14 protein-coding genes and 1 pseudogene are annotated in these 15,103 nt (G+C 77.0%); 9 read left to right on the top strand and 6 right to left on the bottom strand.

The genetic code is table 11. The features are described 5' to 3' along the window. Positions 1-191: pseudogene (locus ABTY20_RS33040) on the bottom strand (hypothetical protein); the annotation flags it as partial. Positions 192-612: 421 nt separating this feature from the next. Between ABTY20_RS33040 and ABTY20_RS33035 the strand changes: the two are divergent. The 5 genes from ABTY20_RS33035 (at position 613) to ABTY20_RS33015 (ending at position 4,929) form a co-directional block, all read left to right on the top strand. Next, on the top strand, positions 613-762 hold the full coding sequence (locus ABTY20_RS33035; protein WP_179167355.1) for a hypothetical protein: 150 nt from the start codon (positions 613-615) through the stop codon (positions 760-762). Positions 763-838: 76 nt separating this feature from the next. Continuing rightward, positions 839-1,255, top strand: a complete 417-nt coding sequence (locus ABTY20_RS33030) for an ATP-binding protein (protein ID WP_352000836.1) — start codon at positions 839-841, stop codon at positions 1,253-1,255. A 74-nt stretch (positions 1,256-1,329) separates the two neighbouring features. After that, positions 1,330-2,010 carry an adenosylcobinamide amidohydrolase gene (locus tag ABTY20_RS33025; protein WP_352000835.1) on the top strand — a complete coding sequence of 227 codons (681 nt, stop codon included), beginning with the start codon at positions 1,330-1,332 and terminating at the stop codon, positions 2,008-2,010. A gap of 181 nt (positions 2,011-2,191) precedes the next feature. After that, positions 2,192-3,850, top strand: coding sequence for a PP2C family protein-serine/threonine phosphatase (locus ABTY20_RS33020; RefSeq protein WP_502991945.1), 1,659 nt, complete (start codon positions 2,192-2,194; stop codon positions 3,848-3,850). After that, positions 3,847-4,929 (top strand): cobalamin B12-binding domain-containing protein, encoded by a 1,083-nt coding sequence (locus ABTY20_RS33015; RefSeq protein ID WP_352000833.1) that lies wholly within the window; start codon positions 3,847-3,849, stop codon positions 4,927-4,929. Before ABTY20_RS33020 ends, ABTY20_RS33015 begins: the two co-directional genes overlap by 4 nt. Before the next feature lie 50 nt (positions 4,930-4,979). Here ABTY20_RS33015 and ABTY20_RS33010 read toward each other — a convergent pair whose 3' ends face one another. The 3 genes from ABTY20_RS33010 to ABTY20_RS33000 are packed head-to-tail and all read right to left on the bottom strand — an operon-like array spanning position 4,980 to position 8,563. Continuing rightward, a complete protein-coding gene (locus ABTY20_RS33010) occupies positions 4,980-6,542 on the bottom strand; it encodes an FAD-dependent oxidoreductase (RefSeq protein ID WP_352000832.1) in 1,563 nt (520 codons plus the stop codon). Continuing rightward, positions 6,539-7,270, bottom strand: coding sequence for a class I SAM-dependent methyltransferase (locus ABTY20_RS33005; RefSeq protein ID WP_352000831.1), 732 nt, complete (start codon positions 7,268-7,270; stop codon positions 6,539-6,541). Before ABTY20_RS33005 ends, ABTY20_RS33010 begins: the two co-directional genes overlap by 4 nt. 51 nt (positions 7,271-7,321) lie before the next feature. Beyond that, entirely contained in the window at positions 7,322-8,563 is a 1,242-nt protein-coding gene (locus ABTY20_RS33000; RefSeq protein ID WP_352000830.1) for a lycopene cyclase family protein, read from the bottom strand. A gap of 197 nt (positions 8,564-8,760) precedes the next feature. Here ABTY20_RS33000 and ABTY20_RS32995 point away from each other — a divergent pair, with 197 nt between their 5' ends. The 4 genes from ABTY20_RS32995 to ABTY20_RS32980 are packed head-to-tail and all read left to right on the top strand — an operon-like array spanning position 8,761 to position 13,587. Further along, a complete protein-coding gene (locus ABTY20_RS32995) occupies positions 8,761-10,059 on the top strand; it encodes a polyprenyl synthetase family protein (RefSeq protein ID WP_352000829.1) in 1,299 nt (432 codons plus the stop codon). After that, a complete protein-coding gene (gene crtI, locus ABTY20_RS32990) occupies positions 10,056-11,585 on the top strand; it encodes a phytoene desaturase family protein (protein WP_352000828.1) in 1,530 nt (509 codons plus the stop codon). The genes ABTY20_RS32995 and crtI overlap by 4 nt, the downstream gene beginning before the upstream one ends. Further along, entirely contained in the window at positions 11,582-12,583 is a 1,002-nt protein-coding gene (locus tag ABTY20_RS32985; RefSeq protein WP_352000827.1) for a phytoene/squalene synthase family protein, read from the top strand. Before crtI ends, ABTY20_RS32985 begins: the two co-directional genes overlap by 4 nt. Further along, entirely contained in the window at positions 12,580-13,587 is a 1,008-nt protein-coding gene (locus tag ABTY20_RS32980) for a DUF5914 domain-containing protein (protein ID WP_352000826.1), read from the top strand. The genes ABTY20_RS32985 and ABTY20_RS32980 overlap by 4 nt, the downstream gene beginning before the upstream one ends. A 19-nt stretch (positions 13,588-13,606) precedes the next feature. On the opposite strand, the gene ABTY20_RS32975 is transcribed toward ABTY20_RS32980, so the two are convergent. Together ABTY20_RS32975 and ABTY20_RS32970 are read right to left on the bottom strand one after the other, a co-directional pair. Next, complete coding sequence (locus tag ABTY20_RS32975; protein WP_352000825.1) at positions 13,607-14,488, bottom strand: SDR family oxidoreductase; 882 nt, start codon at positions 14,486-14,488, stop codon at positions 13,607-13,609. Then, entirely contained in the window at positions 14,485-14,964 is a 480-nt protein-coding gene (locus tag ABTY20_RS32970) for a hypothetical protein (protein ID WP_352000824.1), read from the bottom strand. The genes ABTY20_RS32975 and ABTY20_RS32970 overlap by 4 nt, the downstream gene beginning before the upstream one ends. Positions 14,965-15,103: the final 139 nt, after the last annotated feature.

Genomic DNA, 15,103 nt, shown 5'->3' with positions numbered 1-15,103 from the left:
CCGCTCGCCGCCTGCGCCGCGCGCTCGGCGCCCGACGCGACCCCTGACGCCGCGTCACCCGCCTTTCCGGCGGCCTTGCCGGCGGCCCGCCCGGCGGGGGCGGTCGCCTTGGACGTGGTCTCCCGGGCCTTGGACGCGGCGGTCCGGGAGGAGGCGGTCTTCTGATTCGCGTTCTTGTCCTGTTCGCTCATGGACACCGCCTTGCCGCCGGCCGCCGCGGCAAACACGCCCCGCCGCGCGGGCGGTTGCCGGGCCGCGGCCGTGTCCGTCCGACCACGCCCCCCGTGGACGCGCCGTGCGGCGACGGCGCTTCGGGCCACCCGCGGCCGATGCGGCGGTCGCGGGTGACCAGGGGCGGGGCACGGCCCGGCGGTGGCCGCCGTCGCAGAAGCTGCCGGGTACGGCGCGGGCGGCGTGACGGCGGCGGTCCGCGCCCGCGTACGGGCGGCGGTCCGGGAGTGGGGGCGGCGCGGACGTCCGGACCGGGGCGGAGGCGCAGGGGCCGCCGAGGGGCGGCGCGAACCCCGCCCGGTCGCCCGCGGGGCTGACTCCGCCCGCAGGGGGTAGCCGGAGGACAGCGAGGACGAACAAGAACCGTGGAAGGGAGCACCCATGCCGAGCATGGTCGAGCGCATCAAGCAGTTCGCCAGGAGTCCGCAGGGGCGGCGTACGGCCGAGCAGGTGCGCCGGGCGGCGGCCGACCCCCGGCGCCGGGCCCAGGCCCAGCGCCTGCTGGGCCGTCTCCGCGGCGGCCACCGTTGACCCTCTCCACCCCTGCTTCCACGCGGCCCGGCGGCCACCCGTCCGGGCCGCGTGGCGACGACCGGGAAGGACTTCCATGAACGAATCGTCGGTCCGGACAGTGGGCTGGGCGCGCTCGCTGCCGATGGACCGCGGGGTGCGGGAGGCCCGTGACTGGGCACGCGAGCACCTCGTCGCGCTGGGCTGGGACAAGACCGCCCCCGAGGCGGCGGACGCCGTGCTGCTGACGGTCTCGGAACTCGTCACCAACGCGCACGTCCACGCCCACAGCACCGCACAACTGATCATGTCGTGGGACAACCGCTGTCTGCACATCTCGGTGCACGACAGGTCCACCACCCTGCCGGCTCCCCGGGAGCCGAGCTCCGAACGCGTCGGCGGACGCGGCATGTTCCTGGTGGACGCCCTGGCCGACACGTGGGAGGCCCGTCCGTGTCCCCACGGCAAGACCGTCACCGCCTGCTTCCGTGCGCCGGAGGGCACCCGGCACTGACCGGTCCCGTGCGCGGCGGGCGGGCGGCCCGGCCTAGGATCGGTCGGTCCGCCCCCCGCAAGGAGCCCCGCCCGGTGACCGCCGTCCTCCCCCAGCCCCGCACCGCCCCCGCCCTGCCGCCCCCGCGGTGCCTGACCCGCGCCGAGGACGGCGAGCGGCTGCACGCGCTGCTGTGGACCGCGGGGCCCGGGCTGCGGATGATCAGCAGCGCGGTGCTGGGCGGAGGCATCGGCGGACGGGCCTGGGTCCTCAACGCCCAGGTCCCCCACGGCTACCGGCGCACCGACCCCGACCGGCACCTGGCGGACCTCGCGGCCGCCGCGGGCGCGCGGGGTCCGGGAGTGGGGCTGATGACGGCGGCGGACGTCTCGGCGTACACGCACGCGGAGGACGCGGGCGCGCAGGCCTACGTCACGGCGGGCGTCGACGTGCGCGGCTGGGCCGCACGGCCCGGGCGCGGCACGGACGGGCCCCAGGATCCGGGCACGATCAACATCGTCGTCGCCGTGCCGGCGCCGCTGAGCGACGCGGCCCTGGTCAACGCGGTGGGCACGGCGACGGAGGCGAAGGTGCAGGCCCTCCTGGAGGCGGGCCTCGACTGCTCGGGCACGCCCACCGACGCGGTGTGCGTCGTCGCCCGCGCACCGGGACCCGGCGGGGAGGAGCACGCCTTCGCCGGACCCCGCTCCCTGTGGGGGGCCCGGCTGGCCCGCGCCGTCCACCGCGCCGTGCGCGAGGCCGTACCGGCGGCCTGAGCGCGGAGAGGAACGGGCGGGGGGACGCATGGGGCCTCCGCCTCGGGGTACGCAGCCGTCCGGCGGGCACGCCGTCACCCGGTCGGGTTGATTTCGCGGACACGGATGGGAGACCGTGGCAACCGAATCCGGTTTTCCCGGCAGAGAGGTGGTGGGGTGCGCCCGACGCGCGCCTGCGCTTGTGACTCCTTCCCCCGGCCCACCCGCCCACCCACCCGGCGCGGACCTCCGCGCCGGTCCGACCTGGAAGGACGCCCCCTGTCCGGTCGTGGTCCTCGACGCGAAGGGCGCGGTCGTGGACCTCAACCCGCCCGCCCGTCTGGTGCTGGCGGACCGTCACGAGGGGGACGGACCCCGCGACGTGGTGCCGGCCTGGCTGGCGGACGCGCACCGGGGCCTCACCGACGAGACGGACCTCACATCGGCGGGCCCGCGGGCCTCCGGGGAGATCGGTGACCGGTTCTTCGAGGCGCATCCCGGCCCGGCCGCGGGCGGGGACGTCGTGTGGTGGCTGCTGGACGGCACCGGCCGCCGGCAGGCGGAAACGTCCCTGCGGAGGGCCCGGGAGCAGGCGGAGGTCCGCGCCATGGTCTCCAGCACCCTGCTGGCGTCGCTGAACGTGCCGCGCTGTGCGGAGGTGGCGGCGCACCTGGCGGCGGAGCACCTCGCCGACGCCGCGCTGCTCGTGCTGCCGCCCGCCGGGCGCCGCCACCCCGTGACCCGTGCCCTGCGCGGCGGGCCCGCGGAGCACGTCTCGCTCCAGTGCGACGCCCGGGACGTCCCGGGGCTGGCCGAGGCCCTCCAGGGATTCCCCCCGGTGCCCGCGCGCTGGATCGACCCCGGCGCCCTTCCCGCGTGGGTGGTCCCGGCCGGCTTCGACGGGCCCGTCGGCTCCGTCATCGTCGCACCGCTGCCCGGCCACGGGGTGTCCGCCGGTGCGCTGATCCTGCTCCGCTCCAGCACCGAGCGGGCCTTCACCCCGGACGAGGAGGCGTTCGCCCGGCTCTTCGCCGCCCGCGCGGGCGCCGCGCTGTCGGCCGCGCGCCTGTACGGCGAGCAGAGCGCGATCACCGCCACGCTCATGCGGGAACTGCTGCCGCCGGCCCTGGAGAGCCTGCACGGGGTGGACTACGCGGGGCGCTACCGCGCCGCCGGCGACCACGACCGGATCGGCGGTGACTTCTACGACGTCCATCCCGGGGCCGACGCCTCGCAGGAGACGTTCGTCGTGCTGGGCGACGTGGCCGGCAAGGGGCTGGACGCGGCGGTCCTGACCGGGAAGATCCGCAACACGCTGCACGCGCTGCTGCCCCTGGCCGCCGACCACCGGCAGGTCCTCACCCTGCTCAACGGGGCCCTGCTCACCTCGCACCACACCCGGTTCGCCACCCTGGTGCTGGCCTCCGTCCGACGCGAGGACCACCGGGTGCGTCTGCGGCTGACCAGCGCCGGGCACCTGCCCCCGCTCATCGTCCGCGCCGACGGCCGCGTCGAGGAGGTGGCCACCCGCGGCACCCTCGTCGGGGCGCTCCCTTCCGTCACGGTGCGCACGGCCGAGGAGGTGCTCGCGCCCGGGGAGACGTGCCTGCTCTACACCGACGGCATCACCGAGGCCCGCGGCGGACCGCTGGGCGACGAACTGTTCGGGGAAAGCCGTCTGCGGCAGACACTGACGGAGTGCGCCGGCATGCCGGGGGAGGCGGTCGTGGAACGGGTGCAGATGCTGGCCGCCCAGTGGCTGGGCGGCGGCGGCCACGACGACATGGCCACCGTCGCCATCAGCGCACCGCGCACGGCGCCGCCCGCCGGCGCCGGCCGGGACCCGGGGAGGAGCACGTGAGCGGGACCCGGCCGTCGGCCGCCGTGCTGCGCGACGGGCTCTGGCGGGCGGTGCTCGAGGGCAGCGAGTACGACGCCGTCGACGCGGTGCGCGCCGGTCTCGACGCGGGGTGGGAGGAGGAGGCCCTGCTGCTCGACGTCGTCGCGGCGGTGCAGAAGAAGATCGGTGCCGAGTGGGCCGCCGCCCGCATCACCGTCGCCCAGGAGCACGCCGCCACCGCCATCAACGAGCGGGTGATCGGCGCCCTCGTCCACCGTCCGGCGGCCGGCAGGCCGGTCCCCCCGCACCGCGGACGGGTGACGGTCACCTGCGTGGACGGCGAGTGGCACGCCTTCCCGGCCCGGCTCGTCGCCGAGGTCCTGCGGCTGCGCGGCTGGCGGGTGGACTACCTGGGCGCCCAGACGCCCACGCCCCACCTCGTCGCCCACCAGCACCACACCAACTCCGACGCCGTCCTGCTCTCCGGGTCGATTCCCACGCACCTGCCGGCCGCGCACGCGGCCATCACCGCCTGTCAGGCCGTCGGCGTGCCCGTGCTCGCCGGGGGCGGGGCCTTCGGCGAGGACGGCCGGTTCGCACGGGCCCTGGGCGCCGACGGGTGGGCCCCGGACGCCCGCGGCGCGGCCGCCGCGCTGGAGGCCGGTCTGCCGCGCCCCACGGCGGTCCGGCAGGCGGTCGACGACCTGCCGCACCTGGCGGACCAGGAGTACACGATGGTGGTCCGGTCCCGCGGCCGCCTGGTCGGAGAGGTGCTGACGGACCTGGAGAGCCGTTTCCCGGCCATGCGCGGGTACAGCGACGCGCAGCGGGAGCGGACCGCGGAGGACCTGGCCCACATCCTCGACTTCCTGGCCACCGCCCTGTACGTGGACGACGCCGAGGTGTTCACCGGATTCCTGGGGTGGACCTCCGAGGTGCTCACCGCGCGGAACGTTCCGGCGCACTCCCTGGTGACGGGACTGGACATCCTCACGGAGCGGCTGCACGACTTCCCCCGGGGCCTGTGCTTCGTCCGCGAGGGTGCGGCCGGTCTCCGCGGCCGGTCCGCCGGCGCCGTCGTGCGCGGCTCCGCCGTGTGAGCGCGCCGCACCCCCGCCGGTGTCCGCCCGGCCCGGTCGCCGCTTCTCCGTCAGTCCGCCGGCCGCCCCAGTCCGGCCAGTGACCGCAGCAGGGCGCCGCGTCCCCGGTCGGGCACCGTCCACAGGGTCTGCCCGCGCACTCCCCAGCGCTCCAGCAGGGCGTTGGCGGCGAGGAAGCCGGTCGTCGCGGCGCGTTCCATGAGCGCCACCGGAAGGCCGGTGCGCACCAGGTCGCCGGCCACCACCAGCGCGGGGTCGGGGGTGCGCACCGTGGGCCGGTCCGTGTATCCCCCGACGGGGAACAGCGGGCAGTCGGACCGCCACAGGTGGCGGGCGTCGACGATCCCGGCGCCGCCCGTCTCCGGGTAGACGCGGTGCAACTGGTCGATCAGCGTCTTCTGCACGGTCTCGCGGGAGTCCCGGGGGTGCACCGCGTACGCGTGGAGTTCGACCACCGAGCCCCCGGTGCGGGCGGCCCAGCGGGCCGCTTCCTCCTCGTAGCGGTCCAGCACGCTGATGTTGTCGAGGCCGGCGTATCCGCTCGTGCCCAGGAACGCCGGCCGGCCGGGTGCGACGGGCCGGTCCAGCCACAGACGGCTGACCAGGAACGGCGGCGCGTTGCGCAGGCGTGCGACCCGTTCCCGCCACGGGCCGTCGCCCAGCCGGCCGGAGCGGGCGACCAGGGAGCGCAGTCCCGCGGCGTCGAGGGCGAGGACGACGGCCTCGTGACGGCTCTCCCCCGCGGTGGTGGCGACCTCGTAGCCGCCGCCCCCGGCGGGGGTGACGCGTTCGACGGCCGTGGCGGTGCGGATCCGGGCGCCGTGCCGGCGCAGGTAGCCGGCCAGGGGTTCCCACAGGGCGGCGGGGAAGGGCGCGTCGGGCACGTCGAACAGCAGCCCTTCGGCGGAACCCAGGAAGTAGATGTGGAACATCAGGACCATCTCGGCGGCCGACAGCTGCCGGGGGTCGGCGAAGAAGCTGCGGGAGAACACCTCGAAGGCCAGGTGGCGGGCGCTGTCCGGGAAGCCCACGGCGTCGAGGAAGTCGTGGGCGCTGACGCCGTCCAGGCGCTCGTACACCCCGGGCACGCGCACGTCGAACAGCTCGAGGGCCGCGCGCGGCCTCATGCGGCGCAGGTCGCGCGCCCGGAAGGACGGGCTGAGGGCGACGAAGCCGAGCGCGCTCCACGGCGGGGTGCGCGGGACGTGGCGGAAGCCGTCCCGCAGTCCGTCGCCGTGCCGCAGCGGGTAGTCCGGCAGGCCGGTCAGCCGTTCCAGGCCCGGGTCGGTACGGCGCAGCAGACCGCGCAGGTTGTAGTACTGGCGGAAGAAGGCGTGGAAGCCCCGGCTCATGGTCGCCGGGGTGCCGTCCGCCAGGCCGGCCGGCCAGCCGCCGACCCGTCCGCCCAGGAAGGGCTCGCGCTCGTAGAGCGTCACCGCCACGCCGCGCTCGGCCAGCGCGGTCGCGGCGGCCAGGCCGGCGATGCCGCCGCCGACGACGGCGGTCGTCGGGCGGACGCCCTCGATCCGGCGCGCCCCGGGCGGGGCCGCGAGGACGCGGGCGCGGCGGTCCCGGCCGTGCCGGGTGGCGTCCGGGCGGCGCAGGGGGGTCATCGTCCGTCCTCGCTCTCCGTGCGGGGCCGCCGGCCGACGAAGGTGTGGGTGATGCCCGTCTGCCATCCCGGCAGGGGCAGGGCGCGCACCGCTTCGAAGTCGGCCGCGCGCAGCCGGCCGGCGAAACGGTCCGCGGTGTCGAACTCCACGACGCTGCGCCACAGGTGGCGGTAGAGCCCGGCGTCCCCGAGCGCGGCGGCCGCCGGCTGGACGACGCCGCGGCACACCAGGGTCCACACCGCGCGGTCCACGCGCCGTCCGCCGAGCGTGTACTCGTGCACGCCCAGTCTCCCGCCGGGGGCCAGCAGTCCGCGCACGGTGGCGAGCACCGCGTCGGGGTCGGAGACGTTGCGGAAGAGGTAGGCCGCGAACACCGCGTCGAAGGGCCCCTCCACCCCGGCCTCCGCCAGCCCTTCCGCCGGCGCCCGGACGAAGGTCACCCCGTCCGGCCAGCTCTTGGCGGCGGCCCGTTCGAGCATGCCGGCGGAGGCGTCCACGGCCACGATCCGCGCGTCCGGCAGCACCGTGCGGAGCGCGGCGGTCGACGCGCCGGTGCCGCAGCCGAGGTCCAGGACCCGCAGTCCCCCGCCCCGCCGCGGCAGTCCCAGGCGGCGCGCCGAGCGGCGGAGGTGGGCGTGGTAGCCGGGGTTGGCGGCCACCAGGGCGTCGTAGCCGCGGGCGGCGTGGTCGAACGCGGCGGCGAGATCCTCGTCGCGCAGCAGGGTCATGCGGTCTCCTGGGGCATAAGGGCCGGGTGCGGGTGGTGCGGACGGCGTGGGTCAGGGTCCGTCGAACGGGCGGCGGGGCAGGGCGGGCAGTTCCAGCGCCGAGCGGAGCATGGGGCCGATGGGGGCGTGCAGGCCGATGGTGAGATCCTCGTGGAGCCGGGTGCCGCCGTCCAGGAAGCGCAGCAGGCGCCGCATGGGCACGTGGGTGAAGAGGCGGGAGAACAGCGCGGGTCCGTCGGCCCGGCCGCTGTCCAGGGCCCGCAGCAGGACGGCGTCCATGGCCCGGGAGCGGGCCGAGTGGGCGGGGGGCGGCACCGGGGTGCGGCCCTGGCGGAGGGCGGCGGCGACCGCTCCCGTCTGCCGCTGGATCCCGGCGAAGGTGTAGCCGGTGGAGGGCCGGGTGGCGCCGCCCGCAGCGCCGATGCGGAAGACGGAGGCGCCGACCCGGCGGGGGATCACGGCGTCGGTCATCGGGATGACGCCCGTCTCGGTGGCGAGGACCCGCAGTTCCCCCAACCGGAGCACCTCCTCGGTGTACTGCCTCACCGCCGACGTGTAGCCGTCGGCGGTGAGGGGGCGCCGGGAGAACTCGGTGTACTCCACCAGCGCCTCGCGGCGGCCGACGGGCAGGACGTAGCCGAAGGACAGGCCGTCGGCGGGCTGGGGGGTGCGGAAGTCCATCAGGTCGGCGGTCCGCGGGTCGAAGACCGGACGGGCGGTGCGGACGAACCAGCCGTGGAAGTGCTGCAGCAGGGTGGTGCGGGCGGCCGGCAGGCTGCCCGGGGGGCGTGAGTCGAACACCCAGCGGGCCCGCAGGGAGCGGGTACGGCCGTCGGCGTGCCGCAGCAGGACCAGGGCTCCCCCGGGCACGTCCTCCACGGTCTCGGCGGTCGCCTCCAGCCGGCGGACCACCCGGCTGGAGGCCAGGTCGTGGGCGACCAGGTGCTCGAAGTCGTCGGAGCGGATCATCTTGTACCGCAGCGGTGCGATGTCCCCGTCGACCGGGCGGCCGGAGGGGGGACGCACCCGCAGGTGCCGCCAGGCCGCCGTGACGGCGGCGTCGAAGCGGCCCTCGCCCGCCTCCCAGAAGCACCAGGTGCGGCGCGGGGGACGCGTCGGGCCGGGCGGGGCGTCCACCAGGACGACCGACGGGGTCCGGGTCCCCGGCGCGGTCCGCGACAGGCGGTGGGCCAGGGACAGTCCGGCGGCTCCCGCCCCGATGATCGCCACCTCGGTGTCCAGCACGACGGCACGCTCCTCCCGCTCCTCGGCACACCCGCACCTGGCCAGCATTCCTGCCTGTGTGCCCGATCCGATCCGGGTCACTCGGACGTGTGACGGATCACTGCCGATGCGAAGGGGCGCGCGGGGGGAAGACATGCGGCGGCAGTGCGCCGGCCCGTTCCGTCCCGTGCCGCATCCGCGTGCGGTGCGCGAGCGGAAAGGCACGGGTGACGCGATGCTCGGCGTTCAGGACGAGAGGAACCGGGATGGGCCGCACACAGGCGGAGGACCACGGCACGGCGGGGCCACGGCTCGTCGGGCACCGGACGACGGGGCCGGCGCGCACCGGACCCGGTGGTGCGCCGGCCGGCGTGCGGCGCCCGCCGCTGCCCCCGAGGACGCCGGAGGCGTCCGCCGTGGACCGGGACGTGCCCGGCGCGGTCGGCCGCGTGCTCGACCACGTGCTGGCCGACCGGGTGGCCCGCGCGCGGGAGCTGGACCCGCTGTTCGGCGACGACGTGGCCGGGCGCGTCGCGCACTTCACCCGTACGGGCGGCAAGCGCATCCGTTCGCGCTTCCTGTGGTGGGCGCTGCGCGCCTGTGGGGGCGGGGACCCCGCCCCGGTCGCGGCGGCCCTGCGGATCGGCGCGGCGCTCGAACTGCTGCAGACCTGTGCGCTCGTCCACGACGACGTGATGGACGGCTCCGCGCTGCGCCGCGGGCGGCCCACGTTCCACGTCGATGTCGCCGCCCAGTACGCGGACGCGGCGCCCGCCGGGCGTGCCGGGCGCCTCGGCGGCGGGACCGCGATCCTCGCCGGGGACCTGGCGCTCGCCTGGGCCGACGACCTCCTGGCCGAGACGCCCCTCGAACCGGACGGCGAACGGACGGTGCGCCGGATCTGGAGCGACATGCGCACCGAGATGGTGGCCGGCCAGTACCTGGACCTGCACGGTCAGGCGACGGGGGCGCGGTCCCTGCCGCGCGCGCTGCGCGCCGCCCGGATCAAGAGCGCCCTGTACTCGGTCGAACGGCCGATCGCGCTCGGTGCCGCGCTCGCGGGCGCGGACGACGGCACCACGGCGGCCCTGTGCGCGGCCGGGCGCTGTGTGGGCACGGCGTTCCAGCTCCGCGACGACCTCAACGACGTCTTCGGCGACCCGCGGCGCACCGGCAAGCCGGCGGGCGGGGACATCGGCGAGGGGAAGCCGACCTGCCTGGTCGCTGTCGCCCACGCGCGGGCCGGGGCGGCCGGCGACCGCCGGGCGCTGGAGGTGCTGGACCGCTCGCTCGGTCACGGCGCGCTCACCGAGGAGGGTCTGGAGGAGGTGCGGGAGGTGCTGACGGACACCGGGGCGCGGAGCACGGTCGAGACGATGATCGGCCGGTTGGTGGACCGGGGGCTGCGGCACGTCGACGGCGCCCTCCTCGATCCGCACGGCGGTGAGCGGCTGCGGCTGCTGCTGGCCTCCGCGGCGGGTGGGGAGCCCGTACGGGAGGCGCCCCCCTGCGGCACCCGGCCGGGGCCCGCCCGTACCGCCGGTGGCGGGGAGGCCCGCCGGTGATGCGCACCGTGGCGGGCCGTACGGACCATGTCGTGGTCGTGGGGGCCGGACTGGCCGGGCTGTCGGCGGCCCTGCACCTGCTGGGCGCGGGCCGGCGCGTCACCGTCGTCGAGCGGGAGGCGGCGCCGGGCGGACGCGCCGGGCGCCTGGACCTCGACGGCTACCGGATCGACACCGGCCCCACCGTGCTGACCATGCCCGACCTGGCCGACGAGCCGTTCGCCGCCGTCGGCGACAGTCTGCGAAAGCGCGTGGACCTCGTGCCGCTGCACCCCGCGTACCGGGCCCGCTTCGCCGACGGCAGCGGCCTCGACGTGCACACCGGGGCCGACGCGATGGCCGCCGAGGTCGAGCGTTTCGCCGGCCCCCGCGAGGCCGCGGGGTACCTGCGGCTGCGCGACTGGCTGACCCGGCTCCACCGGGCGCAGATGCGCCGCTTCATCGACGCCAACTTCGACTCCCCGCTCGGCCTGCTCAACGCCGACCTCGCCCGGCTGGCGGCGCTCGGCGGCTTCGGACGGCTGGACGCGCGGATCGGGCGTTTCCTGCGGGACGAACGGCTGCGGCGGGTCTTCTCCTTCCAGGCCCTGTACGCGGGCGTCCCGCCGGCCCGGGCGCTGGCCGCGTACGCGGTCATCGCCTACATGGACACCGTGGCCGGCGTGTACTTCCCGCGCGGCGGGATGCACGCGCTGCCGCGGGCCATGGCGGACGCCGCCGCCGACGCGGGCGCCGACCTGCGGTTCGGTCACCGGGTGACCCGGCTGGAACGCTCCGGCGAGCGGGTCACCGCCGTCGTCACCGACCAGGGCCGCATCCCCTGCGACGCACTCGTCCTCACCCCCGACCTGCCCGTGGCCTACGCCCTCCTCGGCCGCCGGCCACGGCGCCCCGTACGGCTGCGGCACTCCCCCTCCGCGGTCGTGCTGCACCTCGGCACCGACCGGACCTGGCCGGACCTGGCGCACCACACCCTCTCCTTCGGCGCCGCCTGGCGCACCACCTTCGACGAACTCACCCGCACCGGCCGGCTGATGAGCGATCCGTCGCTGCTCGTCACCCGGCCCACCGCCACCGACCCGTCCCTCGCCCCGCCGGGGCGCCACCTGCACTACGTCCTCGCCCCGTGTCCCAACACCGACATCGGGCCGGGTCCCGCCGCCTGGACGGACCTGGCCCCGCGCTACCGGGACGAACTGCTGCGGGTGCTGGAACGGCGCGGGCTGGCCGGGCTCGGGGCCGCCGTCGAGGCGGAGTGCGTGGTGACGCCCGCCGACTGGCACGCCCAGGGGCACGCCGCCGGCACGCCGTTCGCCACGGCCCACACCTTCGCCCAGACGGGCCCGTTCCGCCCCCGCAACCTGGTCCGCGGCACCGGGAACGCCGTGCTGGCGGGCTGCGGCACCACCCCCGGCGTCGGCGTGCCGACCGTGCTGCTGTCCGGGAAGCTGGCCGCGGCACGGATCACCGGCGGCCCGCGACGGCCGCGTCTTCCCCGCACCCCCACGCAGGAGGCCCCCGTATGACCGACCGTGAACTCGACGCGGCCGGCGTCACCGATCCGGCGCTGCGCGAGGCCTACCGGCGCTGCCGCGCGCTCAACGCCCGGCACGGCAGGACGTACTTCCTCGCCACCCGGCTGCTGCCCGTCGAGCGGCGGCCCGCCGTGCACGCCCTGTACGGCTTCGCCCGCTGGGCCGACGACATCGTCGACGCGCTCGGCACGGGGGCCGGCACCGAGCGCCGGGACGCCGAACTCTCCGCGCTCCAACGGGAACTGGACAAGGGCCTGCGGGACGGGAACAGCACCGAGCCGGTGGTGCGGGCGCTCGCCGACACGGCGCGCCGGTACGGCATCGACCACGGCCACTTCGCCGACTTCATGACCGCCATGCGTGCCGACCTGGTGGTCACCGACTACGCCGACCAGGCGGCCCTGCGCCGCTACACGCACGGTTCGGCGGCGGTCATCGGACTGCAGATGCTGCCGGTGCTCGGCACGGTCGTCCCGCGCGAGGCGGCCGCGCCGCACGCCGCGGCCCTCGGGGTCGCCTTCCAGCTGACCAACTTCCTGCGGGACGTGGGCGAGGACCTCGACCGGGGGCGGGTCTACCTGCCCGCGGACCTGCTCGCCGCGCACGGCGTCGACCGGGCGCTGCTGTGCTGGAGCCGGGACACCGGCCGCCGCGACCGGCGCATCACCTCGGCGCTGAGGGAGTTCGAGGCGCTGACCCGGGGCGTGTACCGGGAGGCGGCGCCGGGGCTCGGGATGCTGGACCCGGTGTCCCGGCCGTGCATCCGCGCGGCGTTCGTGCTGTACGGCGGGATCCTGGACGCGGTGGCCCGGGACGGCTGGTCGGTGCTGCACCGCCGGGCGGTGGTGCCGCGCCGGCGCCGCGCCGTGGTGGCCGCCGACGGACTCGCCCGGGTGGCCGCCGTCCGGCTGCGCGCCCGCGCGGCCGGACGGGACCCGGACGTCCGTGCGCTCACCCCGTACCCGGCGGTTTCCGAGGGGGTCGCGTGAGCACCGGATCCGCGGGCGGGCGCCGGCGTCTGCCCCTGTCCCTGCGCAGGCGTGCGGTGCCCTGGGAGCGGCAGCGTCCCACCTGGCGGGAGGCGCGGCCCGCCGTCATCGCCGGGGCGCTGAAGCGGGCGCAGGCGCGTCCGTCCGGCAACTGGTACGTGGTGGGCGCCTCCCGCGACGTGCGCGCCGACCGTCCGCTCGCGCGGACCGTGGCGGGTCAGGAGGTGGTGCTCTGGCGGGACGCCGGGGGCCGTCCGGTCGCCGGGCCCGGGATCTGCCCGCACCTGGGCGCGCCGCTGCGGGACAGTCCCGTCCGCTGCGGCACCCTGGTGTGCCACTGGCACGGACTCGCCCTGGACGGCGGTCCCTCCGCGGGCTGGGAGCCGTTCCCGGTGCACGACGACGGCGTCCTGCTGTGGGTGCGGCTGGACGCCGTGGGCGGCGAGCCGCCGCTGGACGCGCCGGTGGTGCCGGTGCGGCCGGCCCGGGCGCTGACGGCCGTGTACACCGGGACGGGCACCTGCGAACCCGAGGACGTCGTGGCCAACCGTCTGGACCCCTGGCACGGGGCCTGGTTCCACCCCTACTCGTTCGTCGACCTCACCGTGACCGGTGCGCCGGACGGCTCGGACGGGAGCGAGGACGCCTTCACCGTGGACGTGTCCTTCAAGGTGGCGGGGCGGCTGGTGGTGCCGGTGCGGGCCGTGTTCACCGCGCCCGAGCCGCGCACGGTCGTCATGCGCATCGCCGAGGGCGAGGGCGCCGGCTCGGTGGTCGAGTCCCACGCCACCCCCCTGGGAACGGACGGCCGGGGGCGGCCCCGTACGGCGGTCGTCGAGGCGGTGGTGGCGGCGTCCGACCGTCCGGGCTTCGCCCTGGCGCGCGGTGCGGCGCCGCTGCTGCGCCCGCTCGTGCGGGCCGCCGCCGGGCGGCTGTGGCGCGACGACCTGGCCTACGCGGAGCGTCGCTGGGCGCTGCGTTCCACGGGGCGTTTCCCGGGCTGACCCGGCCGGCCCGGCCGGGTCACGGGCGCGTTCGGCCCGCGGCCCGGTCGGCCTCTCCTCCGGCGCCGAGGAGCCCGGTGTGCCGCAGGGGGTCCTCGGCCTCCAGCCGGGCCAGTTCGCGGCGGGCCACCCGCAGCACCACGGGGGGCAGCGCGGCGCGCGCCGCCTGCGCCAGGCGCAGCCAGCGGGGCACGTAGACGGCCGTGCTGCGGTGTTCCACCGCGTCCGCGAGCCGGGCGGCGACCTGGTCCGCCGGGTACAGGCGCCGGGCCGGCGGCGGCATGTGGCCCCGCAGTTCCCGCAGCACCGGGTGGCGGTCCGCGTCGCGGATCATGTCGGTGTCGGTCCAGTTCAGGTAACCGATGCCGACGGCGACCCCGTGGTGCGCCACCTCGGCGCGCAGGGAGTGGGCGAAGGCCTCCACGCCCGCCTTGGAGGCGCAGTAGGCGCTCATCATCGGGGCGGCGCCGATCGAGGCCAGCGAGGCGACCTGGAGGTGGTAGCCCTTCGTCGCCAGCAGGTCCGGCAGGAAGGCGCGGGCGGTGGCCGCGCTGCCGGTGAGGTTGACGTCGATCACCCGCCGCCACAGGGCCGGGTCCGAGGTGACGAACGGGCCGCCCTCCGCGACACCGGCGTTGGCCACGACGGCGGAGGGGACGCCGAGGTGCGTCCTGACCGCTGCGGCGGCCCGGTCCAGCGCGGCCTCGTCGGTGACGTCGAGCTCGCCCACCCAGGACCGCGTGGGCAGGCCGTCCGCCACCGCCTCCAGCCCGGACCTCTCGTGACCGAGCAGCGCGACGCGGGCGCCGCGTCCGGCGAGGTCGCGGGCCAGCGCCGCGCCGACCCCGCGTGCGGCGCCCGTGACCACGACGGTGCGGCCGCGCAGTGGGCTCCCGTTCATCCGTCGCCCCCTTCCCCCTCCCCCGGCCCCGGTCCGGTGCCGGGGCGGGCCGTGTGGTCGGGGTGGCCGGCGGTCCGGCGGGCCTCCTTCATCTCGGCCTCGTAGAGGTGGTCCCGGCCGTCGGCCAGTTCCTCGACGGCGGCCTGTTCGATGTCCTTGAACGGCCGGTAGTACGTGGTGTCGTAGGCCTCGACGACCTGGAACGTCCAGTGTCCGGGGATCACGTTGCGGCCCAGCACCTGGGTGCGCACCGTCTCCGCCCAGTCCGGGTGCCCGGCCTTGCGCAGCAGTTCGACCGCCCGGTCCAGTTCGAGGTCTGCGGTGCCGGTGAGCTGGTGGAAGCTGTAGAGGTGGCCCCGGGCCCGCTCGGTCGTCTCCAGTGCCTTCGACAGCGAGCCGAGCGCCTCCACCGTCTCGTCGCTCACGCCCTCGGGGCGCCGGTGGGCGAGGTCGGGGCCGTCGTCGTGTCGGGTCATCGTCCTGCCTTCGTCCGTCGTGGTCGATGTCGCTGGGGTCGCGCCGGTCATCCGCCGCCGGCGGCGGGCCGGCGGCGGCCGGTGCGGTCGCGGCGGGTCAGCAGCCGCTGCGCGGCGGTCAGGCCCGCCGCGAAGGGCC

The organism is Streptomyces sp. NPDC126497 (genome assembly GCF_040302425.1).
In the GTDB taxonomy this organism is placed as follows: Bacteria; Actinomycetota; Actinomycetes; order Streptomycetales; family Streptomycetaceae; genus Streptomyces.
The sequence above is the reverse complement of the archived record's forward strand: the minus strand, read 5'-3'. Positions and strand labels throughout refer to the sequence as shown.